The sequence below is a fragment of the Streptomyces sp. NPDC012827 genome (assembly GCF_042900905.1).
In the GTDB taxonomy this organism is placed as follows: Bacteria; Actinomycetota; Actinomycetes; order Streptomycetales; family Streptomycetaceae; genus Streptomyces; species Streptomyces gulbargensis.
In genome coordinates, this window is the sequence record NZ_JBIBBY010000004.1 from 182,084 (window position 1) to 205,173 (window position 23,090).

Here is a 23,090-nt window from a genome sequence, read left to right on the forward strand (position 1 = left end):
CCTCCCGTGTACGGGCCCGTCGTCCTAGCCGAGCGCCGACTTCACGACGTCCGCCAGGCGCTGCGCGACGGACCGGGCCTGCTCGATGTCGGCGGCCTCGACCATGACGCGGACGAGCGGCTCCGTACCGGAGGAGCGCAGCAGGACGCGACCGGTGGAGCCCAGCTCGCGCTCGGCCTCGGTGACGGCGGCGGCCAGCTCGCCGGAGGTGGCGACCCGGGACTTGTCGACGTCCTTGACGTTGATGAGGATCTGCGGGAGCCGCTCCATGACGGCGGCCAGCTCGGCGAGGGACTTGCCGGTGGCGGCGACCCGGGCGGCGAGCATCAGGCCGGTGAGGGTGCCGTCGCCGGTGGTGGCGTGGTCGAGCACGATGACGTGCCCGGACTGCTCGCCGCCGAGCGCGAAGCCGTTCTCCTTCATGGACTCCAGGACGTAGCGGTCGCCGACCGCGGTCTGGACGAGGGTCAGGCCCTCGCGCTCCATGGCGAGCTTGAAGCCCAGGTTCGACATGACGGTGGCGACGACGGTCTCGCCGCGCAGGGTGCCCGCCTCGCGCATGGCGAGGGCGAGGACGGCGAGGATCTGGTCACCGTCGACCTCGGCGCCCGTGTGGTCGACCGCGAGGCAGCGGTCGGCGTCGCCGTCGTGGGCGATGCCGAGGTCCGCGCCGTGCTCGACGACGGCGGCCTTGAGCATCTCCAGGTGCGTGGAGCCGCAGCCGTCGTTGATGTTGAGGCCGTCCGGCTCGGCGCCGATGGTGATCACCTCGGCGCCGGCCCGGGAGAAGGCCTCGGGCGAGACGCGGGAGGCGGCGCCGTGGGCCTCGTCCAGGACGATCTTCAGGCCGTCGAGGCGGTTGGGCAGGACGCCGATCAGGTGGGCGACGTACTTGTCGAAGCCCTCGTCGTAGTCGCGGACGCGGCCGACGCCGGCACCGGTCGGACGGTCCCAGGGGGCGCCGGTGCGGTGCTCCTCGTACACGGCCTCGATGCGGTCCTCCAGCTCGTCGGCGAGCTTGTGGCCGCCGCGGGCGAAGAACTTGATGCCGTTGTCGGGCATGGCGTTGTGGGAGGCGGACAGCATCACGCCGAGGTCGGCGCCGAGGACGCCGGTCAGGTACGCCACGGCCGGGGTGGGCAGCACGCCGACGCGCAGCACGTCGACTCCGGCACTGGCGAGGCCGGCCACGACGGCCGCCTCCAGGAACTCTCCCGACGCGCGCGGGTCCCGTCCGACCACGGCGGTCGGCCGATGGCCCTCGAAGGTCCCCGCCTCGGCGAGCACGTGCGCGGCGGCGACCGACAGGCCGAGCGCCAGCTCCGCCGTCAGATCGGCGTTGGCGACACCGCGCACGCCGTCCGTGCCGAAGAGTCGTCCCACAGCTGTCCTCCATTGCGATCCACGGACGTCCCCAGCGACGCCCGGAACTGGCCCCTGAAAGGGGCGCGCCCCGGCGGCACAGAATGTGCCGCCGGGGCGTACCTTACGAGCAGACCGAGCAGGCGATTAACGCTTGCTGTACTGCGGAGCCTTACGGGCCTTCTTGAGACCGGCCTTCTTCCGCTCGACCGCACGGTCGTCACGGGAGAGGAAGCCGGCCTTCTTCAGCGCCGGGCGGTTGTTCTCGACGTCCGCCTCGTTGAGGGCGCGGGCCACGCCGAGGCGCAGGGCGCCGGCCTGGCCGGAGACGCCGCCACCCGCGATGCGGGCGATCACGTCGTAGCGGTTGTCGAGCTCGAGCACCTTGAAGGGCTCGTTGACTTCCTGCTGGTGCACCTTGTTGGGGAAGTAGTCCTCAAGGGTGCGACCGTTGATCTTCCACTTGCCGGTGCCCGGAACGATCCGGACGCGGGCGATGGCGTTCTTGCGACGGCCCAGGCCGGCGGCCGGCTGCGGGTCGCCGAAGCGGGACGCGAGGGACTCGGAGGTGTAGTCACCCTCGACGTTCTCGGTCTCGGTGGTGTACTCCTCGACGCCCTCGAACTCGTCGACGGGGGTCTCGGGGGTGGTCTCGGCCACGATGCTCCTCAGATTTCTTTCGTTCTTAGGGGGTGGCCGGAACTACTGCGCGACCTGGGTGATCTCGAACGGGACCGGCTGCTGAGCAGCGTGCGGGTGGTTCTCACCCGCGTAGACCTTCAGCTTCGAGAGCATCTGACGGCCCAGGGAGTTCTTGGGGATCATGCCCTTGATGGCCTTCTCGACGGCCTTCTCGGGGTTCTTGTCCAGCAGCTCGTCGTAACGGACGGAGCGCAGACCGCCCGGGTAGCCGGAGTGGCGGTAGGCCATCTTCTGGGTCTTCTTGTTGCCGGACAGGTGGACCTTGTCAGCGTTGATGATGATGACGAAGTCGCCCATGTCCATGTGCGGCGCGTAGACGGGCTTGTGCTTGCCTCGCAGGAGGTTCGCAGCCGTCGTCGCCAGACGGCCCAGGACGACGTCCTGCGCGTCGATGATGTGCCACTGGCGAGTCACATCGCCAGGCTTGGGGCTGTACGTACGCACTTCGTAGCCTTCGCTTCTTCAGTGGATGGAGTCCAGACACACCTGAAGCGATCATGCAGCTGGGGCCCACACTGCCGGGACACCGCCCGTATGCGAGCCACTGGTAACTGCTCCAGGGAACCTGCGTAGGGCCCCTTCGCGTGAGAACGACGAAGCCGATACGCATAACAAACCGCTACGGTACCCGCGCCACCCCCGGCGGGTCAAAATGCCCCGGGCCGGCGCCCGGCACCGTCACCGCGCCCGCTCCACCCGCCGCTCGTCCCACACCGGCTCGCTCGTCTCCCGGACGACCCCGTCGGAGCCGAAGACCAGATAGCGGTCGAAGGAGCGCGCGAACCAGCGGTCGTGGGTGACCGCGAGGACCGTGCCCTCGTACGCCTCCAGGCCGTCCTGGAGGGCCTCGGCCGACTCCAGGTCCAGGTTGTCCGTCGGCTCGTCCAGGAGCAGCGCCGTGGTGCCGGCGAGCTCCAGGAGCAGGATCTGGAACCGGGCCTGCTGCCCGCCGGAGAGCTTGTCGAAGGGCTGGTCGCCCTGCCGCTCCAGCTCGTACCGGCGCAGCACGGACATCGCCCCGCCCCGGTCCTTGGCGTGCTCCGTCCACAGGATGTCGACCAGGGAGCGGCCCTCCAGCTCCGGGTGGGCGTGGGTCTGCGCGAAGTGCCCCGGCACCACCCGGGCGCCGAGCTTCCACGTGCCCGTGTGCGCCACCGTCGGGTCGCCCGCGAGCAGCCGCAGGAAGTGCGACTTGCCCGAGCCGTTCGAGCCGAGGACGGCGACCCGCTCCCCGTAGAAGACCTCCAGCGAGAACGGCTTCATCAGCCCGGTCAGCTCAAGGTTCTCGCAGGTCACGGCCCGTACTCCGGTCCGGCCGCCGCGCAGCCGCATCCGGATGTCCTGCTCGCGCGGCGGCTCCGGCGGCGGGCCGGCCTCCTCGAACTTCCGCAGCCGGGTCTGCGCCGCCGCGTACCGGGAGGCCATCTCGTGGCTGACGGCGGCCGCCTGCCGCAGGGTGACGACCAGCTTCTTCAGCTGGGCGTGCTTCTCCTCCCAGCGCCGCTTCAGCTCCTCGAAGCGCGCGAACCGCTCGCGGCGCGCCTCGTGGAAGGTGTCGAAGCCGCCGCCGTGCACCCACACGTCCGAACCGGCCGGGCCGGGCTCGACGGCGACGATCTTCTGCGCGGCCCGGGACAGCAGTTCCCGGTCGTGCGAGATGAACAGCACGGTCTTGCGGGTCTCCCGCAGCCGCTCCTCCAGCCACCGCTTGCCGGGGACGTCCAGGTAGTTGTCCGGCTCGTCCAGGAGCAGCACCTCGTCGGGGCCGCGCAGCAGCGACTCCAGGACCAGCCGCTTCTGCTCACCGCCGCTGAGCGTCCGTACCTGCCGGAACTGCGCCTTCTCGTACGGCACGCCGAGCGCCGCCATGGTGCAGACGTCCCAGTGGGTCTCGGCCTCGTACCCCTGGACCTCGGCCCAGTCGCTGAGCGCCTGCGCGTACCGCATCTGGGCGGCCTCGTCGTCGACGGTCATGATCAGGTGCTCGGCCTCGTCCACGGCCTTCGCGGCCTCCCGGATGCGCGGGTCGGCCACGGAGACCAGCAGGTCACGGACGGTGGACTCGTCCCGCACGGAGCCGACGAACTGCGGCATCACGCCGAGCCCGCCGCTGACGGTGACGGTGCCGCCGTGCGGCTTCAGCTCCCCGGAGATCATCCGGAGCAGGGTCGTCTTGCCGGCGCCGTTGGCCCCGACGAGGGCGACGACGGCGCCCTCGCCGACGCGGAAGGAGGCGTCCCCGAGCAGCACCCTCCCGTCCGGAAGGTAGTACTCAAGATGCGCGGCCTCGACATGTCCCATGAGGTGCATTGTCGCCGCCCGCCGCCGCCTTCCCCAACCGGTTTAGGATGCGCGGCATGAGCTTTGGGGGACCGCAGTGGCCGCACGAGCCGCAGCAGCCGGGTCAGCAGCCGCCGCAACCGGGTCAGCAGGGGTACGGGCAGCCGCCGGCGCAGGGGTACGGGCAGCAGGGCGGCTACGGGCACCAGCGGCCGCCCTGGGAGCAGCAGCCGCCGAACCCCTTCCCGGGCGCGCAGGGCGGTGACGCCCCCGACTGGAGCGCGCTCGCCGAGGCCTCGGCCGCCCGCGGCCGGCGCAGGCGGCGGCTGATGATCGGCGGCGGGATCGTGGCCACGCTGGCCGTCGGCGCGATCGTCGCGACCGCCGTCGTCACCACGAACAAGAAGAACGACGAGGCCAAGAACGGCGGCGTCCCGACCGTCTCCGTGCCCCCCACCGGCTCGCCCACGCCGGAGCCGACCTTCTCCTCGGTGGCGCCGCCGCCCCCGCCGAACCCGAAGGACTACATCACCGACCCGAAGAAGGACACGGCCCCGCTCAGCGCCGAGGGCCTCTTCCCGGGCAAGAAGCTCACCATGAACGGCCGGCCCTACACCAAGGGCGCGACCGCCTCCACGACGAACTGCGCGACGGTCGCCCAGGGCGCGCTCGCCGCATCCCTCAAGGACAACGGCTGCCTGCGCGTCCTGCGCGCCACCTACGTCCAGGACGGCGTGGCGGTGACCGTCGGCGTGGCCGTCCTCCCCTCGGAGGCCGCGGCCCTCAAGGTGAAGCAGGCCAAGGGCGGCATCGCCCCGCTGGCGGGCGCGGGCGTGAAGGAGTTCTGCCGCGCCACGGTCTGCCTGCGCCGCTCGAACTCGGTGGGCCGCTACGCGTACTTCACCCAGGCCGGCTTCACGAACGGCAAGAAGGTCACCCCGGCCGACCAGCCGATCTACCGGGTCAGCATCGACCTGGGCACCTTCGCCTTCAACCAGATCTACGCCCGCGGCCGGGCGCAGGCCTCAGCAGCAGCCAACGCTCCCGGGGAGTGACCGCTTGTTGCGGGCCTCCTTGTTCCGGGCGGCGAGCTGGTCGTCCGCCGGGTAGCCGACCTCTTCGAGGGTGAGTCCGTGCGGCCGGACGACGTGCACGGCCGAGTCCCGCACACCGGCGGCCAGCACCTTGCCCGGCCATTCCACCGGCCGGTGCCCGTCGCCGACGAAGAGGAGCGCGCCGACGAGCGAGCGGACCATGTTGTGGCAGAAGGCGTCGGCCTTCACGGTCGCTTCGAGGATGCCGTCGGGACGCCGCTCCCAGCGCAGTTCCTGGAGGGTGCGGATGGTGGTGGCGCCCTCGCGCTTCTTGCAGTACGCGGCGAAGTCGTGCTCACCGACGAGGGCCGTGGCGGCCTCGTTCATGGCGTCCATGTCGAGCGCCCAGTCGTGCCACAGGACGTGCCCGCGCAGCAGCGGGTCGACGCCGCCGGGGTTGTCGGTGACGCGGTAGGCGTAGCGGCGCCAGATCGCGGAGAACCGGGCGTTGAAGCCCTCCGGGGCCTCGGCCACGGACCAGATCCGCACATCGTGCGAGAGGCGTCCGGCGAGCCGCCGCAGCAGCTTCTCCCGGTGCTCCTCCCACAGCTCGGCGGGGAGGTCGACGTGGGCGACCTGCCCGCGGGCGTGCACCCCCGCGTCGGTCCGGCCGGCGACGGTCAGCTCGTACGTCTCCCTGGCCCGGGTCACCGTCCGCAGGGCGTCCTCGATCTCGCCCTGTACGGTCCGCTGCCCGCGGGCCTGCTTGGCCCAGCCGGAGAACTCCCGGCCGTCGTACGAAAGGTCCAGCCGTACCCGTACGAACCCGGGCTGCACGTCATCACTCACGCCGTAAATCCTCTCAGACGCACGGGAGCGGGCCCGCACCCCTCAGGGGTACGGGCCCGCTCGCGAAGGCTCTCAGGACGCTCAGGCGTCCTTCGACTCCTCGGCCGGCGCCTCGGCGGCGTCGTCGGCCTTGGTCTCCTCGGCCTTGGGGGCCTCGTCGGCCTCCTTGACGGCGCGCTTGGTGGCGGCCTCGGCCTCGGCGACGGTGGCCTTCTTGGCGATCTCGCCCTCGACCAGCTCGATCACGGCCATCGGGGCGTTGTCGCCACGACGGTTGCCGATCTTGGTGATGCGGGTGTAGCCACCCGGACGCTCCGCGTAGCGCGGCGCGATCTCGGTGAAGAGGGTGTGGACGATGCCCTTGTCGGTGATCGTCTGCAGCACCAGGCGACGGTTGTGGATGTCGCCCTTCTTCGCCTTGGTGATCAGGCGCTCGGCGACCGGACGCAGGCGGCGGGCCTTGGCCTCGGTCGTCGTGATGCGGCCGTGCTCGAAGAGCGACTTCGCCAGGTTGGCGAGGAGCAGCTTCTCGTGCGCGGCGGAGCCGCCGAGACGGGCACCCTTGGCGGGACGCGGCATGGTGTTTCTCCTTGGTGTCTGCCCCGGCCGTGTCAGGTACCGGAGTCAGTATCCGAGCGGGCGGTCGCCCGTCGGAGACCCGCGCCCCTCAGGGGCGCGGGGGAACCGCACGACCGGCCGGAACCGGTCGGCAGTCACATCTGGACCGTCGGTCCGAGCTCAGTACTGCTCGGTCTCGACGAACCCGGCGTCCGCGTCGTCGTCGGCACCGAAGGCGTCGGCGGCGGCGGTCGGGTCGAATCCGGGCGGGCTGTCCTTGAGGGCCAGGCCCATGCCGGCCAGCTTCGCCTTGACCTCGTCGATCGACTTCGCACCAAAGTTGCGGATGTCGAGCAGGTCGGCCTCGGAGCGCGCCACGAGCTCACCCACGGAGTGGATGCCCTCACGCTTGAGGCAGTTGTAGGAGCGGACCGTGAGCTCGAGCTCCTCGATCGGCAGCGCCAGGTCGGCGGCGAGGGCGGCGTCCGTCGGGGACGGACCCATGTCGATGCCCTCGGCGTCGATGTTCAGCTCGCGGGCGAGACCGAACAGCTCGACCAGGGTCTTGCCGGCGGACGCCATGGCGTCGCGCGGGCGCATGGCCTGCTTGGTCTCGACGTCGACGATGAGCTTGTCGAAGTCGGTGCGCTGCTCGACTCGGGTCGCCTCGACCTTGTAGGTGACCTTGAGGACGGGCGAGTAGATCGAGTCGACCGGGATACGGCCGATCTCCTGGCCCACCTGCTTGTTCTGGACGGCGGAGACGTAGCCGCGGCCGCGCTCGACGGTCAGCTCCATCTCCAGCTTGCCCTTGCCGTTGAGCGTGGCGAGGACGAGGTCCGGGTTGTGCACCTCGACACCGGCCGGGGGCGCGATGTCGGCGGCGGTCACCAGACCGGGGCCCTGCTTGCGCAGGTACATCACGACCGGCTCGTCGTGCTCCGAGGAGACGACCAGCTGCTTGATGTTGAGGATGAGGTCGGTGACGTCCTCCTTGACGCCCGGCACGGTGGTGAACTCGTGCAGGACACCGTCGATGCGGATGCTGGTGACAGCGGCACCCGGGATCGAGGAGAGGAGGGTACGGCGGAGGCTGTTGCCGAGGGTGTAACCGAAGCCCGGCTCCAGCGGCTCGATCACGAACCGGGAGCGGAACTCGTCGACGACCTCTTCGGTCAGCGACGGACGCTGAGCGATAAGCATGTGTGTTCCTTCAGTCGTGGACGCCCACTATTTGACGCCCGACGGGGTGCGGCAGGTACGGCCGCGGCGCTGCGGTACTGCGTACTGCAAGGGTACGGGCGGCACGCCCCGAAAGGGGGCGCACCGCCCGGAACCCCAGGTCAAGCAGGCGGCGCGTCAGACGCGGCGGCGCTTGGGGGGACGGCAGCCGTTGTGCGGCGTGGGGGTGACGTCCTGGATCGAGCCGACCTCGAGGCCGGTGGCCTGGAGGGAGCGGATCGCGGTCTCACGGCCGGAGCCGGGACCCTTGACGAAGACGTCGACCTTGCGCATGCCGTGCTCCTGCGCGCGGCGGGCGGCCGACTCGGCGGCCATCTGCGCGGCGAAGGGGGTGGACTTGCGCGAGCCCTTGAAGCCGACGTGGCCGGCGGAGGCCCAGGAGATCACGTTGCCCGAGGGGTCCGTGATGGAGACGATCGTGTTGTTGAACGTGCTCTTGATGTGCGCGTGGCCGTGAGCGACGTTCTTCTTTTCCTTGCGGCGCACCTTCTTGGCAGCGCCCTGACGACCCTTGGGGGGCATCTATAACTCCTACGGGAGGTGGTCGGTCCTACAGCGAAGACCGTGGTCAAGTCCGCTGAGGACTACTTCTTGCCCGGCTTCTTCTTACCGGCGATGGCGCGACGCGGGCCCTTGCGGGTACGAGCGTTCGTGCTGGTGCGCTGACCGCGGACGGGCAGGCCACGACGGTGGCGCAGACCCTGGTAGCAGCCGATCTCGACCTTGCGGCGGATGTCGGCCGCGATCTCACGGCGGAGGTCACCCTCGGTCTGGAGGTTGGCGTCCACGTACTCGCGGATCTTGACGAGGTCTTCCTCGGCAAGGTCGCGGACACGGGTGGACGGGTTCACGCCGGTGGCGGCGAGGATCTCCTCGGACCGGGTGCGCCCGATACCGAAGACGTAGGTGAGTGCGACCACCACACGCTTTTCGCGCGGGATGTCAACACCGGAAACGCGTGCCATTCAATGGCTCCTGTGTTCTCGGGGGTCTGCCGCAGAACCGCTCCCGACTGCCGTATGAGGTACAGGTCGGGTCCCCGGCCCCCGCCGGAGGTGCCGTCAGCCGTGGTTCACGGCCGGACGGGCTCTGCGTATGTACGTTTGCTCGCGTCGCGCGAAGAACTGCGGAAGGCAGGTCGGTCGGCGTGCGTCAGCCCTGGCGCTGCTTGTGGCGCAGGTTGTCGCAGATGACCATGACCCGGCCGTGACGGCGGATCACCTTGCACTTGTCGCAGATCTTCTTGACGCTCGGCTTGACCTTCATGGGATGTGAGGTTCTCCGGGTCAGTGCCACCACCCGCGCCGGAGGCGGGGTGCGGGCAAGATCTACTTGTAGCGGTAGACGATCCGGCCACGCGTCAGGTCGTAGGGAGACAGCTCCACGACGACCCGGTCGTCCGGCAGGATACGGATGTAGTGCATGCGCATCTTGCCGGAGATGTGCGCGAGGACCTTGTGACCGTTCTGGAGCTCCACCTTGAACATCGCGTTCGGCAGGGACTCGATCACGGTGCCCTCGATCTCGATGGCACCTTGCTTCTTGGCCACGCTTCGCCTTTCGAATCGGCTACCTTGATCGACTCCCGATCCCCGGTGCGGACACACGGGTACACGAGAGCCGACGCATCAGTCTACGTCAGCGCTTCGGAAAAGACGAATCCGGGAAGTTTGCCCACCCCGGAAGATCCTTACGCAAGGAGCCACGCCGGACCTGAGGCGTCTAGCCGAGCGGGTCCGGTGCCGCCGTCACGCCCAGCTCGGCCAGCTTCGCCTTGCCGCCGTCGACCGCGGTGAGGACCAGCGGCCCCTCCTCGGTGAGGGCGACGCTGTGCTCCCAGTGCGAGGACCAGGTGCCGTCGGTCGTGATGACCGTCCAGTCGTCCTCCAGGACCTCCGTGCGCGGGGTGCCCAGGGAGACCATCGGCTCGATCGCCAGGCAGAAGCCGGGGACCAGCTTCGGGCCCTTGCCGCGCTTGCGCGAGACGTAGTTCAGCAGGTGCGGGTCCATGTGCATCTCGGTGCCGATGCCGTGGCCGCCGTAGTCCTCGATGATCCCGTAGCGGCCCAGGCTGTGGTCACCGACCGCCGGGCGCGGCTGGCGCTTGATGTACGTCTCGATCGCCTTCGAGATGTCGACCAGGCGATTGCCGAGCTTCATGGCCGCGATGCCGGCCCACATCGACTCCTCGGTCACCCGCGACAGCTCGATCAGCTCCGGCGCGTGGCCGGTGCCGACGAAGGCCGTGTACGCGGCGTCGCCGTGCCAGCCGTCGACGATCGCGCCGCAGTCGATGGAGATGATGTCGCCGTCCTTCAGGACGGTCTTCTCGTCCGGGATGCCGTGGACGACGACCTCGTTCACCGAGGTGCAGATCGTCGCGGGGAACCCGCCGTACCCGAGGAAGTTCGACTTCGCCCCGTGGTCGGCGATCACCTTCCGCGCGACCTCGTCCAGGTCCCGGGTGGTGGCGCCCGGCACCGCCGCCTCGCGCGTCGCCGCGTGGATGGCCGCGACGACCAGCCCCGCCTCGCGCATCTTCGCGATCTGCTCGGGGGTCTTGATCTGCACCATCGTGGCGGGGGCCTTTCCTTGCGCGTACGGGGTCGGAAACAACGATACGGCCGCGGTGCCCTCCCGGGCACCGCGGCCGTATCGAACGAACCAGGGTTACTTCTCGAGCGCGGCCATCGCCTTGGTGGTGACCTCGTCCACCTTGCCGAGCGCCGAGATCGTCTCGACCAGGTCCTGCGCCCGGTAGTAGTCGATGATCGGCTCGGTCTCCGTGTGGTAGACCGACAGGCGCTTGCGGACGGTCTCCTCCGTGTCGTCGTCGCGCTGGTACAGCTCGCCGCCGCAGACGTCGCAGACGCCCTCGCTCTTCGGAGCGTTGTACGTCACGTGGAAGACGTGCGCGGAGTCCTTGCGGCAGATGCGGCGACCCGCGATCCGCTTCACGACCTCGTCCTCGGGGACCTCGAGGTCCAGGACCGCGTCCAGCGCGATGCCGGTGTCCTTGAGGAACGCGTCCAGGGCCTCGGCCTGGGCCACGTTCCGCGGGAACCCGTCGAGCAGGAAGCCGCCCGCGGCGTCCGCCTGGCGCATGCGGTCCTCGGCCATCCCGATCGTCACGGAGTCCGGCACGAGCTGGCCGGCCTTCATGTACGACTGCGCCTCTACGCCCAGCGGCGTGCCCTGCGAGATGTTGGCACGGAACAGGTCGCCCGTAGAGATGTGCGGGATGCCCAGGTTCTTGGCGAGGTACGCAGCCTGCGTGCCCTTGCCCGCACCGGGCGGTCCGACGAGGACGATTCGCATCAGCGGAGGAACCCTTCGTAATTGCGCTGCTGGAGCTGGCTCTCGATCTGCTTCACGGTCTCCAGCCCCACACCCACGATGATGAGGATGCTCGTCCCACCGAAGGGGAAGTTGGCATTGGCGCCACCGAAGCCTGCCAACGCCATCGTCGGCACAAGAGCGATCAGACCCAAGTACAGCGAGCCCGGCCAAGTGATCCGGTTGAGCACGTAGCTCAGGTACTCGGCAGTAGGTCGACCAGCCCGGATACCCGGGATGAAGCCACCATACTTCTTCATGTTGTCGGCGACTTCTTCGGGGTTGAACGAGATCGCCACGTAGAAGAAGGCGAAGAACACGATCAGGAGGAAGTACGTGGCGATGTAGTAGGGGTGGTCACCCTTGACGAAGTGGGCTTCGATCCAGGTCTTCCAGCCCGCGGTGGAGTTGGAGAACTGCGCGATCAGGGCCGGGATGTAGAGCAGCGACGACGCGAAGATGACAGGAATCACACCGGCCTGGTTCACCTTCAGCGGGATGTACGTGGACGTACCGCCGTAGGAGCGCCGGCCGATCATGCGCTTCGCGTACTGGACCGGGATGCGCCGCTGGGCCTGCTCGACGAAGACCACGAGGGCCACCATCACGAAGCCCACGAGGATCACGATGCCGAACTCGATCCAGCCGTTGGCCATGTCGCCGCTCTCCTTGATGGCCCACAGGGCCCCGGGGAAGCCGGCGGCGATCGAGATGAACATCAGGATCGACATGCCGTTGCCGACGCCACGGTCGGTGATCAGCTCACCGAGCCACATGACGAGTGCGGTACCGGCGGTCATGGTGATGACCATGGTCGTGATCGTGAAGATCGACGGATTCGGCACGACCTGGTCGGCCACGGCGCAGCCGCTGAACAGCGCACCGCTCTTGGCGGTGGCGACGAGGCCGGTGCCCTGAAGCACCGCGAGGGCGATCGTCAGGTACCGGGTGTACTGCGTGATCTTGGCGGTACCGGACTGTCCCTCCTTCTTGAGGGCTTCGAGTCGCGGGATGACGACGGTCAGCAGCTGCAAGATGATGCTCGCCGTGATGTACGGCATGATGCCGAGCGCGAAGATGGTGATCTGCAGCAGCGCGCCGCCGCTGAACATCTGCATCAGGCCGAACAGGCTGCTGTCGCCCTCGCTGGCCTGCTTGACGCACTGCTGGACGGCCTCGTAGCTGACGCCGGGCACCGGGATGTGGGCCCCGAGGCGGTACAGGACGATGATGCCGAGCGTGAAGAGCAGCTTCTTGCGCAGGTCGGGCGTCTTGAACGCCCGGGCGAACGCGGTGAGCACGGTGCCTCCTGCGACCCCCGCGTAGCGCGCGTGAGGGCAACGGTCAGTTATGGATGATGAGCAGGTACACAAGAAGGCAGTTCTGTGCACCTACCACAGACTGCCCGGAACGCTAACAGCGGATACCATACCCGGCTGCTGAGTCCAGCGGAAATGTCTCCATCAGGTCGCAGAGCCGCACGCGGGGCGACGGCCGCGGCTTCCGCTGTGCCGCGGCTCTCCCGCCGGCGCCGTCGGCCGTGGCTCCGGCCACCGATTCCACCGCACGGGCCGCCCGTCGCAGGAGCCGCCGTCGTGGAGATCGAGGCGCCTCGGCCTGCGCCTTCGCAGCACGCGCCCCCGGGTGCTCTCCCGCTCGGGACGGAGAGCCGGCCTCAAGGCCGGGCTCATCTCCTCGGCCGGCCTGGTCCCGGCAGCGCCCGGGAACGCAGAAAAGCCTGGCCGCCACTCCGAGGGAGTAGCGGCCAGGCTTTTGTTCTGCTCAGGCCCTCGAGTCGTCTCAGACGAGCTCGGTGACCGTGCCGCCGGCGGCGGTGATCTTCTCCTTGGCGGAGCCGGAGACGGCGTCGACCGTCACCTGCAGCGCCACGGAGACCTCGCCCTGGCCCAGGACCTTGACGAGCTGGTTCTTGCGCACGGCACCCTTGGCGACCAGGTCGGCCACCGTGACCTCGCCACCCTGCGGGTAGAGCGAAGCCAGCTTGTCCAGGTTCACGACCTGGTACTCGGTGCGGAAGGGGTTCTTGAAGCCCTTCAGCTTCGGGAGACGCATGTGGAGGGGCATCTGCCCACCCTCGAAGCGCTCCGGAACCTGGTAGCGGGCCTTCGTGCCCTTCGTACCACGACCGGCCGTCTTACCCTTCGACGCCTCACCACGACCCACACGGGTCTTGGCGGTCTTGGCGCCCGGGGCGGGACGGAGGTTGTGGACCTTCAGCGGGTTGTTCTCCGCCATGTCAGTCGACCTCCTCGACCGTCACGAGGTGGCGGACGGTGTGCACCATGCCGCGGAACTCGGGGCGGTCCTCCTTGACGACCTGCGTGTTGATGCCCTTGAGACCAAGGGAACGCAGGGTGTCGCGGTGGTTCTGCTTGCTGCCGATGTACGACTTCGTCTGCGTGATCTGGAGGCGGGCCATTACGCACCCGCCCCAGCACGCGCACGGAGCAGAGCCGCGGGGGCGACGTCCTCGAGCGGCAGACCACGGCGGGCCGCGATCTCCTCGGGACGCTGCAGACCCTTGAGGGCCTCCACGGTCGCGTGCACGATGTTGATCGCGTTGTCGGAGCCGAGCGACTTCGACAGGATGTCGTGAACGCCGGCGCACTCCAGGACGGCGCGCACCGGGCCACCGGCGATCACACCGGTACCGGGGGAAGCAGGCTTCAGCAGGACGACGCCCGCGGCCTTCTCACCCTGGATGGGGTGCGGGATGGTGCCCTGGATACGGGGGACCTTGAAGAAGTGCTTCTTGGCCTCCTCCACACCCTTGGCGATGGCGGCCGGCACCTCCTTCGCCTTGCCGTAACCGACACCCACGGTGCCGTCACCGTCGCCCACCACGACCAGCGCGGTGAAGCTGAAGCGACGACCACCCTTCACAACCTTGGCGACACGGTTGATCGCGACAACGCGCTCAACGTAAGCGGTCTTCTCGGCGGCAGCTGCGCCGCCGTCACGGCCCTTCCGGTCCCGCCGCTCGCCGCCACCGGCACCGCTTCCGCGGCGCTGGGGTCCAGCCATTGGAATTACCTCTCTTCGTTTTCCGCTGAGCTACGCGGTAGCGACACAGTCGCTACCGCGACGGGCGGCTTAGAACTTCAGGCCGGCTTCGCGGGCGGCGTCCGCCAGGGCGGCGATGCGCCCGGCGTACTGGTTGCCGCCACGGTCGAACACGACAGCCTCGACGCCGGCGGCCTTGGCACGCTCGGCCACGAGCTGGCCGACCTGCTTCGCCTTCGCCGACTTGTCGCCTTCGCCGCCGCGGATGGACGCGTCCAGGGTGGACGCCGACGCCAGGGTGTGACCCTTGAGGTCGTCGATGACCTGAGCGGTGATGCCGCGGTTGGACCGGGTGACGACGAGGCGCGGACGCTCCGCCGTTCCCGAGACCTTCTTGCGGATGCGGATGTGGCGACGCTTCAGAGCAGCGCCCTTGTAGGCCTTGCCCTTGGCAATCTTCACGCCGTATGCCATGGCTTACTTACCAGCCTTTCCGACCTTGCGGCGGATGACCTCGCCCGCGTACTTCACGCCCTTGGCCTTGTACGGGTCGGGCTTACGAAGCTTGCGGATGTTCGCGGCGACCTCGCCGACCTTCTGCTTGTCGATGCCCTCGACCGAGAACTTGGTCGGCGACTCGACCTTGAAGGAGATGCCCTCGGGGGCCTCCACCAGGATCGGGTGGCTGTAACCGAGCTGGAACTCCAGGTTGGAGCCCTTCGCGGCGACGCGGTAACCGACACCGCTGATCTCGAGCGCCTTCGTGTACCCCTGGGTCACACCGGTGATCATGTTGGCCACCAGCGTGCGGGACAGGCCGTGCAGGGCCTTGTTCTGACGCTCGTCGTTGGGGCGGGTGACGTTGAGAACGCCGTCCTCACCCTTCACGATCTCGATCGGCGCGGCGACGGTGTGGGTCAGGGTGCCCTTGGAACCCTTGACCGTGACCGTGCGGCCCTCGATGGTGACGTCCACGCCGGCGGGAACCGTGATGGGGAGCTTGCCGATACGCGACATTGGCTTTTCCTCCGTTCCCGACTACCAGACGTAGGCGAGGACTTCCCCACCCACGCCCTTCTTCTGCGCCTGCTGGCCGGTCAGGAGACCGTGGGACGTGGAGATGATCGCCACGCCCAGGCCGCCGAGGACCTTCGGCAGGTTGGTGGACTTCGCGTAAACCCGGAGGCCCGGCTTCGAGATCCGCTTGATGCCCGCGATGGAGCGCTCACGGTTCGGACCGAACTTGAGCTCGAGAACGAGGTTCTTGCCGACCTCGGCGTCCTCGACCTTCCAGCCCGTGATGAAGCCCTCCTGCTGGAGGATTTCCGCGATGTGAGACTTGATCTTGCTGTGCGGCATCGTCACGGAGTCGTGGTACGCCGAGTTCGCGTTACGCAGACGCGTGAGCATGTCTGCGATCGGATCAGTCATGGTCATGAATTGGCCTTCGGCCTCTCTCGCCGGGGTTTCCAGTGCGCCATCCCTCTCCCCACACAGGGGCGGGACGGGTGCGGCGCGGGGACCTACGGCGTAGTAAGTCGTACGGGCGGCGGACGCCCAACCCCACTAGCCTAAGCCATCAGGGGGTGGGCCTCCGCCGACCCAATCCTTACCGAGAGACTCCGGTTATCCCAAGTAGGGGATTACCAGGAGCTCTTGGTCACGCCCGGCAGCTCGCCACGGTGAGCCATCTCACGAAGGCACACGCGGCACAGGCCGAACTTGCGGTACACGGAGTGGGGACGTCCGCAGCGCTGGCAGCGGGTGTACGCACGCACACCGAACTTGGGCTTGCGGGCAGCCTTCGCGATGAGAGCCTTCTTCGCCATCTCGCTTACGCCTCCTTGAACGGGAAGCCGAGGTGACGCAGAAGGGCACGGCCCTCGTCGTCATTGGTCGCCGTGGTGACCACGGTGATGTCCATACCCCGGACACGGTCGATCTTGTCCTGGTCGATCTCGTGGAACATGACCTGCTCCGTGAGACCGAAGGTGTAGTTGCCCCGGCCGTCGAACTGCTTGGGGGACAGACCACGGAAGTCGCGGATGCGCGGAAGCGCGAGCGACAGGGTGCGGTCCAGGAACTCCCACATGCGGTCGCCACGGAGGGTGACGTGCGCACCGATCGGCTGACCCTCGCGCAGCTTGAACTGCGCGATGGACTTGCGGGCCTTGGTGACGGCCGGCTTCTGACCGGTGATCGTGGTGAGGTCGCGGATGGCGCCCTCGATCAGCTTCGAGTCACGGGCGGCGTCGCCGACACCCATGTTGACCACGATCTTCACGAGGCCGGGGATCTGCATGACGTTCTCGTACGAGAACTCCTCACGCAGCTTGCCCGCGATCTCCTCGCGGTACTTCGTCTTGAGACGCGGAGTGGTGGTAGCCATCAGATGTCCTCACCCGTCCGCTTGGCAACGCGGATCTTGTTGCCCTCGTCGTCGAAGCGGTAACCGACACGCGTGACGACCTTCTTGCCGTCCTTCTCCACGACCAGCTGGACGTTGGAGACGTGGACCGGAGCCTCGGTCGTCACGATGCCGCCGGCCTGGTTCGGGCCGGCCTTGGTGTGCTTCTTGACCCGGTTGACACCCTCGACGAGGACGCGGGACTCGGCGGGGAAGGCCGCGATGACCTTGCCCTGCTTGCCCTTGTCCTTACCGGTGATGACCTGGACCAGGTCGCCCTTCTTGATCTTCATGCTTACAGCACCTCCGGCGCGAGCGAGATGATCTTCATGAACTTCTTCTCGCGCAGCTCACGGCCGACGGGGCCGAAGATACGGGTGCCGCGAGGGTCGCCGTCGTTCTTCAGAATGACGGCGGCGTTCTCGTCGAAGCGGATGTACGAGCCGTCCTGGCGGCGGCGCTCCTTGACGGTGCGAACGATGACCGCCTTGACGACGTCACCCTTCTTCACGTTGCCACCGGGGATCGCGTCCTTGACGGTGGCGACAATGACGTCACCGATGCCCGCGTAGCGGCGACCCGAGCCACCGAGAACACGGATGCAAAGGATCTCCTTGGCACCAGTGTTGTCGGCGACGCGAAGTCGCGACTCCTGCTGGATCACGTCTATCTCCTGATTGTCTGCCGGTTCCCGGCAGGGGCAGCCTCCGGGGAGGTCGTGCCCCTGCCGAGCCTGGCGGAACGATTCCTAGGGAATCCCCCTAGGAGGGATTACTTGGCCTTCTCGAGGATCTCGACGACGCGCCAGTGCTTCGTGGCAGACAGCTTCCGGGTCTCCATGAGGAGGACGCGGTCGCCGATGCCGGCCTGGTTCTGCTCGTCGTGAGCCTTGAGCTTGTTCGTACGGCGGATGACCTTGCCGTACAGCGCGTGCTTGACGCGGTCCTCGACAGCGACGACGACGGTCTTGTCCATCTTGTCGCTGACGACGAGGCCCTCACGGACCTTGCGGGCGTTGCGCGAGCCCGCGGCGGAGCCGCTGTTGTTGTCAGTCTCAGTCACGTTGTTCTCGCTCATCAGGCGTTCTCCACCGTCTCGATGCCCAGCTCGCGCTCGCGCATCAGGGTGTAGATCCGGGCGATGTCCTTACGGACGGACTTGAGCCGACCGTGGTTCTCGAGCTGCCCGGTCGCCGCCTGGAAGCGGAGGTTGAACAGCTCTTCCTTGGCCTCGCGAAGCTTGGCAACAAGCTCCTCGTTGCCCAGCTCGCGCAGCTCGGACGCCTTGGTACCGGCCGACATCACAGCTCACCTGCCTCGCGCTTAACGATCTTGCACTTCATCGGCAGCTTGTGGGCCGCACGGGTCAGGGCCTCGCGCGCGATCTTCTCGTTCGGGTACGACAGCTCGAACATCACCCGACCGGGCTTGACGTTCGCGATCCACCACTCCGGCGAACCCTTACCGGAACCCATGCGGGTCTCGGCAGGCTTCTTCGTGAGCGGGCGGTCCGGGTAGATGTTGATCCAGACCTTGCCGCCACGCTTGATGTGGCGGGTCATCGCGATACGAGCCGCCTCGATCTGGCGGTTGGTCACGTACGCCGGAGTGAGGGCCTGAATGCCGTACTCGCCGAACGCAACCTGCGTACCACCCTTGGACATACCGCTGCGCTTCGGGTGGTGCTGCTTGCGGTGCTTGACCCTACGGGGGATCAGCATTTCGGTCAGGCCTCCGTTCCGGTGCTCTCAGCCGGAGCGGCGGCGGCGGCCTCGGCCTTGGGGGCCTCGGCAGCAGCAGCCTGCTGCGGCTTGCGACCGCGACCGCCACGCTCGCCACCGCGGCCACCACGGCCGGCCGGGCGGTCAGCGCCACCACGGGCCGGGCGGTTGCCGGCGCGGGCAGCGGCGTTCTCGGCGCGGACCTCGGCGATGTTCTTGACGTCGCCCTTGTAGATCCAGACCTTCACGCCGATGCGGCCGAAGGTCGTCTTGGCCTCGAAGAAGCCGTACTCGACGTTCGCGCGGAGCGTGTGCAGCGGCACACGGCCCTCGCGGTAGAACTCCGAGCGGGACATCTCGGCGCCGCCGAGACGGCCACCGCACTGGATCTTGATGCCCTTGGCGCCGGCCTTCATGGCGGACTGCATGCTCTTGCGCATGGCCCGACGGAAGGAGACGCGGGAGGACAGCTGCTCGGCCACGGCCTGGGCCACGAGCTGAGCGTCGACCTCGGGGTTCTTGACCTCGAGGATGTTCAGCTGGACCTGCTTGCCCGTGAGCTTCTCGAGGTCACCGCGGATGCGGTCGGCCTCGGCGCCACGGCGGCCGATCACGATGCCCGGACGGGCGGTGTGGATGTCCACGCGGACGCGGTCACGGGTGCGCTCGATCTCCACCTTGGAGATGCCGGCGCGCTCCATGCCGGACGTCATCATCCGACGGATGGCGACGTCTTCCTTGACGTAGTCCTTGTACAGCTTGTCGGCGTACCAGCGGGACTTGAAGTCCGTGGTGATGCCGAGCCGGAACCCATGCGGGTTAACCTTCTGGCCCATTACCGGGTTCCTTCCTTGCTGCTGACGACCACGGTGATGTGGCTGGTCCGCTTGCGGATCCGGTAGGCACGGCCCTGGGCACGCGGCCGGAACCGCTTCAGGGTCGGGCCCTCGTCGACGTACGCCTCGCTGATGAACAGCGAAGAGGCGTCCGTGTGGTCGTAGTTGTGCGCGGCGTTGGCAATGGCGCTGTCGAGCACCTTGCCGACCGGCACGGAGGCGGCCTGCGGAGCGAATCGCAGGACCGCCTGGGCCTCCGTGGCGTCCATGCCACGGATGAGGTCCACCACGCGGCGGGCCTTCATGGGCGTGACGCGGATGTACCGCGCCTGGGCCCTGGCTTCCATGGTTGTCCCTTCAGTTACTTACGTGTCTGAATGCGATCCGCTACTAGCGGCGCTTCGACTTCCGGTCTTCCTTGACGTGGCCCCGGAAGGTGCGCGTCGGCGAGAACTCGCCGAGCTTGTGGCCGACCATCGACTCGGTGACGAACACCGGGATGTGGGTCTTGCCGTTGTGCACCGCGAGCGTGTGGCCCAGCATGGCCGGCACGATCATGGAGCGACGGGACCAGGTCTTGATGACGTTCTTGGTTCCGGCTTCGTTCTGAGCGTCCACCTTCTTGATGAGGTGGTCGTCGACGAAGGGTCCCTTCTTGAGACTGCGCGGCATCTAAACCCGCTCCTAGCGCTTCTTGTTCGTCTTGCGGCGGCGGACGATGTACTTGTTCGAAGCCTTCTTCGGCGAACGAGTACGACCCTCCTTCTGACCCCACGGGGAGACCGGGTGGCGACCACCGGAGGTCTTGCCCTCACCACCACCGTGCGGGTGGTCGACCGGGTTCATCGCCACACCGCGAACGGTCGGGCGAACGCCCAGCCAGCGCTTGCGGCCGGCCTTGCCCCAGTTGATGTTCGACTGCTCGGCGTTGCCGACCTCGCCGATGGTGGCGCGGCAGCGGGCGTCGACGAGACGGATCTCACCGGAGGGCATGCGGAGGTGGGCCATGGTGCCCTCCTTCGCCAGCAGCTGCACGGAGGCACCCGCGGAGCGGGCGAACTTGGCGCCACCGCCGGGACGGAGCTCGATCGCGTGGATCGTGGTACCGACCGGGATGTTGCGGAGGGCCAGGTTGTTGCCGGGCTTGATGTCGGCGCCAGGGCCGTTCTCCACCCGGTCACCCTGCGCGAGGCCACGCGGGGCGATGATGTAGCGCTTCTCGCCGTCCGCGTAGTGCAGCAGAGCGATGCGCGCGGTGCGGTTCGGGTCGTACTCGATGTGAGCGACCTTGGCCGGCACGCCGTCCTTGTCGTGACGACGGAAGTCGATCACGCGGTAGGCGCGCTTGTGGCCACCGCCCTGGTGACGGACGGTCACACGACCGGTGTTGTTACGGCCGCCCTTGCTGTGCAGGGGGCGGACCAGCGACTTCTCCGGCGTGGACCGCGTGATCTCGACGAAGTCGGCTACGGAGGAGCCACGGCGGCCCGGCGTAGTCGGCTTGTACTTGCGGATTCCCATTTCTCAGTCCTCGTCCGATTCCGGACGACTCGACCGCCGTCAGGCGGTCGGGCCGCCGAAGATGTCGATACGGTTGCCCTCGGCAAGGGTCACGATGGCGCGCTTGGTGTTGGCGCGCTTGCCGAAACCGGTGCGGGTGCGCTTGCGCTTGCCCTGACGGTTGATCGTGTTGACCGAGGTGACCTTGACCGAGAAGACCGCCTCGACGGCCTGCTTGATCTGGGTCTTGTTGGCGCCGGGCGCGACGATGAACGTGTACTTGTTCTCGTCGAGCAGCGCGTAGCTCTTCTCGGAGACAACCGGCTTGACGAGGACGTCACGCGGGTCCGTGAAGGTCTTGCTGGTGATCGTGGCCTCGGACATCAGGCCTCGCTCCCTTCGGTGTCAGCAGCCTGCGACTTCGGGGCGCCAGACACGAAGGACTCGAGGGCGGCCTGGGTGAAGACCACGTCGTCGGATCGCATCACGTCGTACGTGTTCAGCTGGCCCGGCTCCAGGATGTGGACCTGGGGCAGGTTGCGGGCGGACAGCCACGCGGCCTCGTCGGAGCGCTCGGCGACCAGGAGCAGGTTCTTGCGCTCCGAGATCTTGCCGAACAGCGTCTTGGCGGCCTTGGTGGAGACGCCACCCTCGACCACGCCGGAGACGACGTGGATGCGGGAGTGGTTCGCCCGGTCGGAGAGGGCACCGCGGAGGGCGGCGGCCTTCATCTTCTTGGGGGTCCGCTGCGAGTAGTCACGCGGCACGGGACCGTGCACGACGCCACCACCGGCGAACTGCGGGGCGCGGGTCGAACCCTGACGGGCGCGGCCGGTGCCCTTCTGGCGGTACGGCTTCTTGCCACCACCGCGGACCTCGCCACGCGTCTTGACCTTGTGCGTGCCCTGACGGGCGGCGGCCAGCTGCGCGACGACGACCTGGTGGATCAGCGGGATGCTGACCTTGGCCTCGAAGATCTCGGCCGGGAGCTCGACGGTCCCGGTCTTGTCGCCGGAGGGCGACAGAATGTCAATGGTGCTCATATCCTCAGGCCCCCTTGGCCGCGGTGCGGACCAGGACGAGGCCGCCGTTCGGACCAGGAACCGCGCCCTTGATGAGCAGCAGGCCCTTCTCCGCGTCAACGGCGTGAACGGTCAGGTTCTGGGTGGTCACGCGCTCGTTGCCCATGCGGCCGGCCATGCGCATGCCCTTGAAGACGCGGCCCGGGGTGGCGCAGCCACCGATCGAACCGGGCTTGCGGTGCACGCGGTGGGCACCGTGGGAGGCCTTGCCACCGCGGAAGTTGTGCCGCTTCATGGCACCGGCGAAGCCCTTGCCCTTGCTCTTGCCGGTCACGTCGACCTTGATGCCCGCCTCGAAGACCTCGGCGGTGATCTCCTGGCCGAGGGTGTACTCGCTGGCGTCAGCGGTACGGATCTCGACGAGGTGACGGCGCGGGGTGACGTCCGCCTTGGCGAAGTGGCCCTTGAGGGGCTTGTTCACCTTGCGCGGGTCGATCTCGCCGAAGGCGATCTGGACCGACTCGTAGCCGTCGGTGTCGTTCGTACGCACCTGGGTCACGACATTCGGGCCGGCCTTGACGACGGTCACCGGGACGACCCGGTTGTTCTCGTCCCAGACCTGCGTCATGCCGAGCTTCTCGCCCAGGATGCCCTTGATGTTCTTAGCCATCTCGCGCGTCACCTCAGAGCTTGATCTCGATGTCGACGCCAGCCGGCAGGTCGAGACGCATGAGCGAGTCGACGGTCTTCGGCGTGGGGTCGAGGATGTCGATGAGGCGCTTGTGCGTGCGCATCTCGAAGTGCTCGCGCGAGTCCTTGTACTTGTGCGGCGACTTGATGACGCAGTACACGTTCTTCTCAGTGGGCAGCGGCACCGGGCCCGCGACCGACGCACCAGTGCGCGTCACCGTCTCGACGATCTTCTTCGCCGAGGAGTCGATGACCTCGTGGTCGTAGGCCTTGAGCCGGATGCGGATCTTCTGTCCCGCCATGGCTACTCAGTAGTCCTTTGTCTCGTAACGCTCTGGAACCCGGGGGATCTCAAGACCCCTCCTCCGACCCACGCGGTCGGGCGTGTCGCACTCCCTCTACGAAGAAATCCCTAGGGATCTCCCAACCAAGGGGGTACGGGCCCAAAAACCCGCGAAGCCGGGGGCGGAACACCCACCGGGTGCCTGGTCGGCGCCCCGCTGACGCTTCCCGGAAGATTCCCGTACG

The 23,090-nt window shown here is 68.0% G+C and carries 36 protein-coding genes; 1 reads left to right on the plus strand and 35 read right to left on the minus strand.

The annotated features are described in order from the left end of the window. Positions 1 to 24: 24 nt before the first annotated feature. The 4 genes from glmM to ACFY60_RS10190 form a co-directional block, all read right to left on the minus strand. The gene (glmM, locus tag ACFY60_RS10175) at positions 25 to 1,383 is read right to left on the minus strand and encodes a phosphoglucosamine mutase (RefSeq protein WP_388610779.1); all 1,359 of its coding nucleotides are present in this window, start codon (positions 1,381 to 1,383) and stop codon (positions 25 to 27) included. A gap of 126 nt (positions 1,384 to 1,509) precedes the next feature. After that, positions 1,510 to 2,022 carry a 30S ribosomal protein S9 gene (gene rpsI / locus ACFY60_RS10180; RefSeq protein ID WP_030687788.1) on the minus strand — a complete coding sequence of 171 codons (513 nt, stop codon included), beginning with the start codon at positions 2,020 to 2,022 and terminating at the stop codon, positions 1,510 to 1,512. A gap of 42 nt (positions 2,023 to 2,064) precedes the next feature. Further along, complete coding sequence (gene rplM / locus ACFY60_RS10185; protein ID WP_031076703.1) at positions 2,065 to 2,508, minus strand: 50S ribosomal protein L13; 444 nt, start codon at positions 2,506 to 2,508, stop codon at positions 2,065 to 2,067. 234 nt (positions 2,509 to 2,742) lie between these two features. After that, a complete protein-coding gene (locus ACFY60_RS10190; protein WP_309053763.1) occupies positions 2,743 to 4,365 on the minus strand; it encodes an ATP-binding cassette domain-containing protein in 1,623 nt (540 codons plus the stop codon). Between the two features lie 56 nt (positions 4,366 to 4,421). Between ACFY60_RS10190 and ACFY60_RS10195 the strand changes: the two genes are divergently transcribed. Next, positions 4,422 to 5,399 carry a hypothetical protein gene (locus tag ACFY60_RS10195; RefSeq protein ID WP_388610777.1) on the plus strand — a complete coding sequence of 326 codons (978 nt, stop codon included), beginning with the start codon at positions 4,422 to 4,424 and terminating at the stop codon, positions 5,397 to 5,399. Here the strand turns inward: ACFY60_RS10195 and truA are convergent. From truA to rpsJ, 31 genes are all read right to left on the minus strand, one after another. After that, positions 5,370 to 6,227: a tRNA pseudouridine(38-40) synthase TruA gene (gene truA / locus ACFY60_RS10200; RefSeq protein ID WP_388610775.1), complete on the minus strand. Its 858-nt coding sequence runs from the start codon at positions 6,225 to 6,227 to the stop codon at positions 5,370 to 5,372. The genes ACFY60_RS10195 and truA overlap by 30 nt on opposite strands. Positions 6,228 to 6,308: 81 nt before the next feature. Beyond that, positions 6,309 to 6,806 (minus strand): 50S ribosomal protein L17, encoded by a 498-nt coding sequence (gene rplQ, locus ACFY60_RS10205; RefSeq protein ID WP_309053760.1) that lies wholly within the window; start codon positions 6,804 to 6,806, stop codon positions 6,309 to 6,311. A gap of 159 nt (positions 6,807 to 6,965) precedes the next feature. Continuing rightward, positions 6,966 to 7,988, minus strand: coding sequence for a DNA-directed RNA polymerase subunit alpha (locus tag ACFY60_RS10210; protein WP_003966937.1), 1,023 nt, complete (start codon positions 7,986 to 7,988; stop codon positions 6,966 to 6,968). 156 nt (positions 7,989 to 8,144) lie between these two features. After that, positions 8,145 to 8,549: a 30S ribosomal protein S11 gene (gene rpsK, locus ACFY60_RS10215; protein WP_003956432.1), complete on the minus strand. Its 405-nt coding sequence runs from the start codon at positions 8,547 to 8,549 to the stop codon at positions 8,145 to 8,147. Between the two features lie 62 nt (positions 8,550 to 8,611). Next, positions 8,612 to 8,992, minus strand: a complete 381-nt coding sequence (gene rpsM, locus ACFY60_RS10220; RefSeq protein WP_015035595.1) for a 30S ribosomal protein S13 — start codon at positions 8,990 to 8,992, stop codon at positions 8,612 to 8,614. A 187-nt stretch (positions 8,993 to 9,179) separates the two neighbouring features. Then, the gene (rpmJ, locus tag ACFY60_RS10225) at positions 9,180 to 9,293 is read right to left on the minus strand and encodes a 50S ribosomal protein L36 (protein WP_003956441.1); all 114 of its coding nucleotides are present in this window, start codon (positions 9,291 to 9,293) and stop codon (positions 9,180 to 9,182) included. 62 nt (positions 9,294 to 9,355) lie between these two features. Then, a complete protein-coding gene (gene infA, locus ACFY60_RS10230; RefSeq protein ID WP_003956442.1) occupies positions 9,356 to 9,577 on the minus strand; it encodes a translation initiation factor IF-1 in 222 nt (73 codons plus the stop codon). A gap of 172 nt (positions 9,578 to 9,749) precedes the next feature. Further along, positions 9,750 to 10,601, minus strand: coding sequence for a type I methionyl aminopeptidase (gene map, locus ACFY60_RS10235; RefSeq protein ID WP_388610773.1), 852 nt, complete (start codon positions 10,599 to 10,601; stop codon positions 9,750 to 9,752). 96 nt (positions 10,602 to 10,697) lie between these two features. Beyond that, positions 10,698 to 11,345: an adenylate kinase gene (locus ACFY60_RS10240; protein ID WP_388610771.1), complete on the minus strand. Its 648-nt coding sequence runs from the start codon at positions 11,343 to 11,345 to the stop codon at positions 10,698 to 10,700. Beyond that, the gene (gene secY, locus ACFY60_RS10245) at positions 11,345 to 12,664 is read right to left on the minus strand and encodes a preprotein translocase subunit SecY (protein WP_345278541.1); all 1,320 of its coding nucleotides are present in this window, start codon (positions 12,662 to 12,664) and stop codon (positions 11,345 to 11,347) included. The genes ACFY60_RS10240 and secY overlap by 1 nt, the downstream gene beginning before the upstream one ends. 499 nt (positions 12,665 to 13,163) lie before the next feature. Beyond that, on the minus strand, positions 13,164 to 13,619 hold the full coding sequence (gene rplO, locus ACFY60_RS10250) for a 50S ribosomal protein L15 (protein ID WP_352059611.1): 456 nt from the start codon (positions 13,617 to 13,619) through the stop codon (positions 13,164 to 13,166). A gap of 1 nt (position 13,620) precedes the next feature. Further along, on the minus strand, positions 13,621 to 13,803 hold the full coding sequence (gene rpmD / locus ACFY60_RS10255) for a 50S ribosomal protein L30 (protein WP_388610768.1): 183 nt from the start codon (positions 13,801 to 13,803) through the stop codon (positions 13,621 to 13,623). Next, the gene (gene rpsE / locus ACFY60_RS10260; protein ID WP_030201551.1) at positions 13,803 to 14,408 is read right to left on the minus strand and encodes a 30S ribosomal protein S5; all 606 of its coding nucleotides are present in this window, start codon (positions 14,406 to 14,408) and stop codon (positions 13,803 to 13,805) included. Before rpsE ends, rpmD begins: the two co-directional genes overlap by 1 nt. A gap of 69 nt (positions 14,409 to 14,477) precedes the next feature. Further along, on the minus strand, positions 14,478 to 14,861 hold the full coding sequence (gene rplR / locus ACFY60_RS10265) for a 50S ribosomal protein L18 (RefSeq protein ID WP_352059610.1): 384 nt from the start codon (positions 14,859 to 14,861) through the stop codon (positions 14,478 to 14,480). A gap of 3 nt (positions 14,862 to 14,864) precedes the next feature. Further along, complete coding sequence (gene rplF, locus ACFY60_RS10270; protein WP_031076678.1) at positions 14,865 to 15,404, minus strand: 50S ribosomal protein L6; 540 nt, start codon at positions 15,402 to 15,404, stop codon at positions 14,865 to 14,867. Between the two features lie 21 nt (positions 15,405 to 15,425). Then, the gene (rpsH, locus tag ACFY60_RS10275; RefSeq protein ID WP_006347222.1) at positions 15,426 to 15,824 is read right to left on the minus strand and encodes a 30S ribosomal protein S8; all 399 of its coding nucleotides are present in this window, start codon (positions 15,822 to 15,824) and stop codon (positions 15,426 to 15,428) included. Positions 15,825 to 16,030: 206 nt separating this feature from the next. Continuing rightward, on the minus strand, positions 16,031 to 16,216 hold the full coding sequence (locus ACFY60_RS10280; RefSeq protein ID WP_003956452.1) for a type Z 30S ribosomal protein S14: 186 nt from the start codon (positions 16,214 to 16,216) through the stop codon (positions 16,031 to 16,033). A gap of 5 nt (positions 16,217 to 16,221) precedes the next feature. After that, positions 16,222 to 16,779: a 50S ribosomal protein L5 gene (gene rplE / locus ACFY60_RS10285; RefSeq protein WP_345279013.1), complete on the minus strand. Its 558-nt coding sequence runs from the start codon at positions 16,777 to 16,779 to the stop codon at positions 16,222 to 16,224. Next, on the minus strand, positions 16,776 to 17,087 hold the full coding sequence (gene rplX, locus ACFY60_RS10290; RefSeq protein ID WP_128985129.1) for a 50S ribosomal protein L24: 312 nt from the start codon (positions 17,085 to 17,087) through the stop codon (positions 16,776 to 16,778). The genes rplE and rplX overlap by 4 nt, the downstream gene beginning before the upstream one ends. Positions 17,088 to 17,089: 2 nt before the next feature. After that, entirely contained in the window at positions 17,090 to 17,458 is a 369-nt protein-coding gene (rplN, locus tag ACFY60_RS10295; RefSeq protein ID WP_003956455.1) for a 50S ribosomal protein L14, read from the minus strand. A gap of 107 nt (positions 17,459 to 17,565) precedes the next feature. Beyond that, positions 17,566 to 17,871, minus strand: a complete 306-nt coding sequence (gene rpsQ, locus ACFY60_RS10300) for a 30S ribosomal protein S17 (RefSeq protein WP_388610765.1) — start codon at positions 17,869 to 17,871, stop codon at positions 17,566 to 17,568. Continuing rightward, positions 17,871 to 18,095, minus strand: coding sequence for a 50S ribosomal protein L29 (gene rpmC, locus ACFY60_RS10305; protein ID WP_128985131.1), 225 nt, complete (start codon positions 18,093 to 18,095; stop codon positions 17,871 to 17,873). Before rpmC ends, rpsQ begins: the two co-directional genes overlap by 1 nt. Beyond that, the gene (rplP, locus tag ACFY60_RS10310) at positions 18,095 to 18,514 is read right to left on the minus strand and encodes a 50S ribosomal protein L16 (protein ID WP_015035580.1); all 420 of its coding nucleotides are present in this window, start codon (positions 18,512 to 18,514) and stop codon (positions 18,095 to 18,097) included. The genes rpmC and rplP overlap by 1 nt, the downstream gene beginning before the upstream one ends. 5 nt (positions 18,515 to 18,519) lie before the next feature. Then, positions 18,520 to 19,350 (minus strand): 30S ribosomal protein S3, encoded by an 831-nt coding sequence (rpsC, locus tag ACFY60_RS10315; RefSeq protein ID WP_019888753.1) that lies wholly within the window; start codon positions 19,348 to 19,350, stop codon positions 18,520 to 18,522. Continuing rightward, positions 19,350 to 19,697: a 50S ribosomal protein L22 gene (rplV, locus tag ACFY60_RS10320; protein ID WP_009327087.1), complete on the minus strand. Its 348-nt coding sequence runs from the start codon at positions 19,695 to 19,697 to the stop codon at positions 19,350 to 19,352. Before rplV ends, rpsC begins: the two co-directional genes overlap by 1 nt. A 43-nt stretch (positions 19,698 to 19,740) precedes the next feature. Continuing rightward, entirely contained in the window at positions 19,741 to 20,022 is a 282-nt protein-coding gene (gene rpsS, locus ACFY60_RS10325) for a 30S ribosomal protein S19 (protein ID WP_023547380.1), read from the minus strand. A 12-nt stretch (positions 20,023 to 20,034) separates the two neighbouring features. Beyond that, positions 20,035 to 20,871 (minus strand): 50S ribosomal protein L2, encoded by an 837-nt coding sequence (gene rplB / locus ACFY60_RS10330; RefSeq protein ID WP_137993935.1) that lies wholly within the window; start codon positions 20,869 to 20,871, stop codon positions 20,035 to 20,037. A gap of 39 nt (positions 20,872 to 20,910) precedes the next feature. Further along, a complete protein-coding gene (gene rplW / locus ACFY60_RS10335; protein ID WP_309056775.1) occupies positions 20,911 to 21,234 on the minus strand; it encodes a 50S ribosomal protein L23 in 324 nt (107 codons plus the stop codon). Continuing rightward, positions 21,234 to 21,893 (minus strand): 50S ribosomal protein L4, encoded by a 660-nt coding sequence (gene rplD / locus ACFY60_RS10340; protein WP_309056774.1) that lies wholly within the window; start codon positions 21,891 to 21,893, stop codon positions 21,234 to 21,236. The genes rplW and rplD overlap by 1 nt, the downstream gene beginning before the upstream one ends. A gap of 4 nt (positions 21,894 to 21,897) precedes the next feature. Next, positions 21,898 to 22,542: a 50S ribosomal protein L3 gene (gene rplC, locus ACFY60_RS10345; protein ID WP_309056773.1), complete on the minus strand. Its 645-nt coding sequence runs from the start codon at positions 22,540 to 22,542 to the stop codon at positions 21,898 to 21,900. A 13-nt stretch (positions 22,543 to 22,555) separates the two neighbouring features. After that, positions 22,556 to 22,864: a 30S ribosomal protein S10 gene (rpsJ, locus tag ACFY60_RS10350; RefSeq protein WP_003948644.1), complete on the minus strand. Its 309-nt coding sequence runs from the start codon at positions 22,862 to 22,864 to the stop codon at positions 22,556 to 22,558. Between the last annotated feature and the right edge of the window lie 226 nt (positions 22,865 to 23,090).

Bases quoted from the DNA above. Each gene is read 5' to 3' on its own strand.
- rplW (WP_309056775.1), bottom strand. From the start codon at position 21,234: ATGTCCGAGGCCACGATCACCAGCAAGACCTTCACGGACCCGCGTGAC.
- rplO (WP_352059611.1), bottom strand. From the start codon at position 13,619: ATGGCGGAGAACAACCCGCTGAAGGTCCACAACCTCCGTCCCGCCCCG.
- rpsH (WP_006347222.1), bottom strand. From the start codon at position 15,824: ATGACCATGACTGATCCGATCGCAGACATGCTCACGCGTCTGCGTAAC.
- ACFY60_RS10210 (WP_003966937.1), bottom strand. From the start codon at position 7,988: ATGCTTATCGCTCAGCGTCCGTCGCTGACCGAAGAGGTCGTCGACGAG.
- rpmJ (WP_003956441.1), bottom strand. From the start codon at position 9,293: ATGAAGGTCAAGCCGAGCGTCAAGAAGATCTGCGACAAGTGCAAGGTG.
- ACFY60_RS10195 (WP_388610777.1), top strand. From the start codon at position 4,422: ATGAGCTTTGGGGGACCGCAGTGGCCGCACGAGCCGCAGCAGCCGGGT.
- rpsQ (WP_388610765.1), bottom strand. From the start codon at position 17,871: ATGAGCGAGAACAACGTGACTGAGACTGACAACAACAGCGGCTCCGCC.
- map (WP_388610773.1), bottom strand. From the start codon at position 10,601: ATGGTGCAGATCAAGACCCCCGAGCAGATCGCGAAGATGCGCGAGGCG.
- rplC (WP_309056773.1), bottom strand. From the start codon at position 22,542: ATGGCTAAGAACATCAAGGGCATCCTGGGCGAGAAGCTCGGCATGACG.
- ACFY60_RS10190 (WP_309053763.1), bottom strand. From the start codon at position 4,365: ATGGGACATGTCGAGGCCGCGCATCTTGAGTACTACCTTCCGGACGGG.
- rpsJ (WP_003948644.1), bottom strand. From the start codon at position 22,864: ATGGCGGGACAGAAGATCCGCATCCGGCTCAAGGCCTACGACCACGAG.
- ACFY60_RS10280 (WP_003956452.1), bottom strand. From the start codon at position 16,216: ATGGCGAAGAAGGCTCTCATCGCGAAGGCTGCCCGCAAGCCCAAGTTC.
- rpmD (WP_388610768.1), bottom strand. From the start codon at position 13,803: ATGGCCCGCCTCCAGATCACGCAGACGAAGTCGTACATCGGCAGCAAG.
- rplX (WP_128985129.1), bottom strand. From the start codon at position 17,087: ATGAAGATCAAGAAGGGCGACCTGGTCCAGGTCATCACCGGTAAGGAC.
- rplR (WP_352059610.1), bottom strand. From the start codon at position 14,861: ATGGCATACGGCGTGAAGATTGCCAAGGGCAAGGCCTACAAGGGCGCT.
- rplF (WP_031076678.1), bottom strand. From the start codon at position 15,404: ATGTCGCGTATCGGCAAGCTCCCCATCACGGTTCCCGCCGGCGTGGAC.
- rplP (WP_015035580.1), bottom strand. From the start codon at position 18,514: ATGCTGATCCCCCGTAGGGTCAAGCACCGCAAGCAGCACCACCCGAAG.
- rpsE (WP_030201551.1), bottom strand. From the start codon at position 14,408: ATGGCTGGACCCCAGCGCCGCGGAAGCGGTGCCGGTGGCGGCGAGCGG.
- rplQ (WP_309053760.1), bottom strand. From the start codon at position 6,806: ATGCCGCGTCCCGCCAAGGGTGCCCGTCTCGGCGGCTCCGCCGCGCAC.
- rplB (WP_137993935.1), bottom strand. From the start codon at position 20,871: ATGGGAATCCGCAAGTACAAGCCGACTACGCCGGGCCGCCGTGGCTCC.
- rplV (WP_009327087.1), bottom strand. From the start codon at position 19,697: ATGGAAGCCAGGGCCCAGGCGCGGTACATCCGCGTCACGCCCATGAAG.
- ACFY60_RS10240 (WP_388610771.1), bottom strand. From the start codon at position 11,345: ATGCGAATCGTCCTCGTCGGACCGCCCGGTGCGGGCAAGGGCACGCAG.
- rpsS (WP_023547380.1), bottom strand. From the start codon at position 20,022: ATGCCGCGCAGTCTCAAGAAGGGACCCTTCGTCGACGACCACCTCATC.
- rplD (WP_309056774.1), bottom strand. From the start codon at position 21,893: ATGAGCACCATTGACATTCTGTCGCCCTCCGGCGACAAGACCGGGACC.
- rpsM (WP_015035595.1), bottom strand. From the start codon at position 8,992: ATGGCACGCGTTTCCGGTGTTGACATCCCGCGCGAAAAGCGTGTGGTG.
- rpmC (WP_128985131.1), bottom strand. From the start codon at position 18,095: ATGTCGGCCGGTACCAAGGCGTCCGAGCTGCGCGAGCTGGGCAACGAG.
- rpsK (WP_003956432.1), bottom strand. From the start codon at position 8,549: ATGCCCCCCAAGGGTCGTCAGGGCGCTGCCAAGAAGGTGCGCCGCAAG.
- rpsC (WP_019888753.1), bottom strand. From the start codon at position 19,350: ATGGGCCAGAAGGTTAACCCGCATGGGTTCCGGCTCGGCATCACCACG.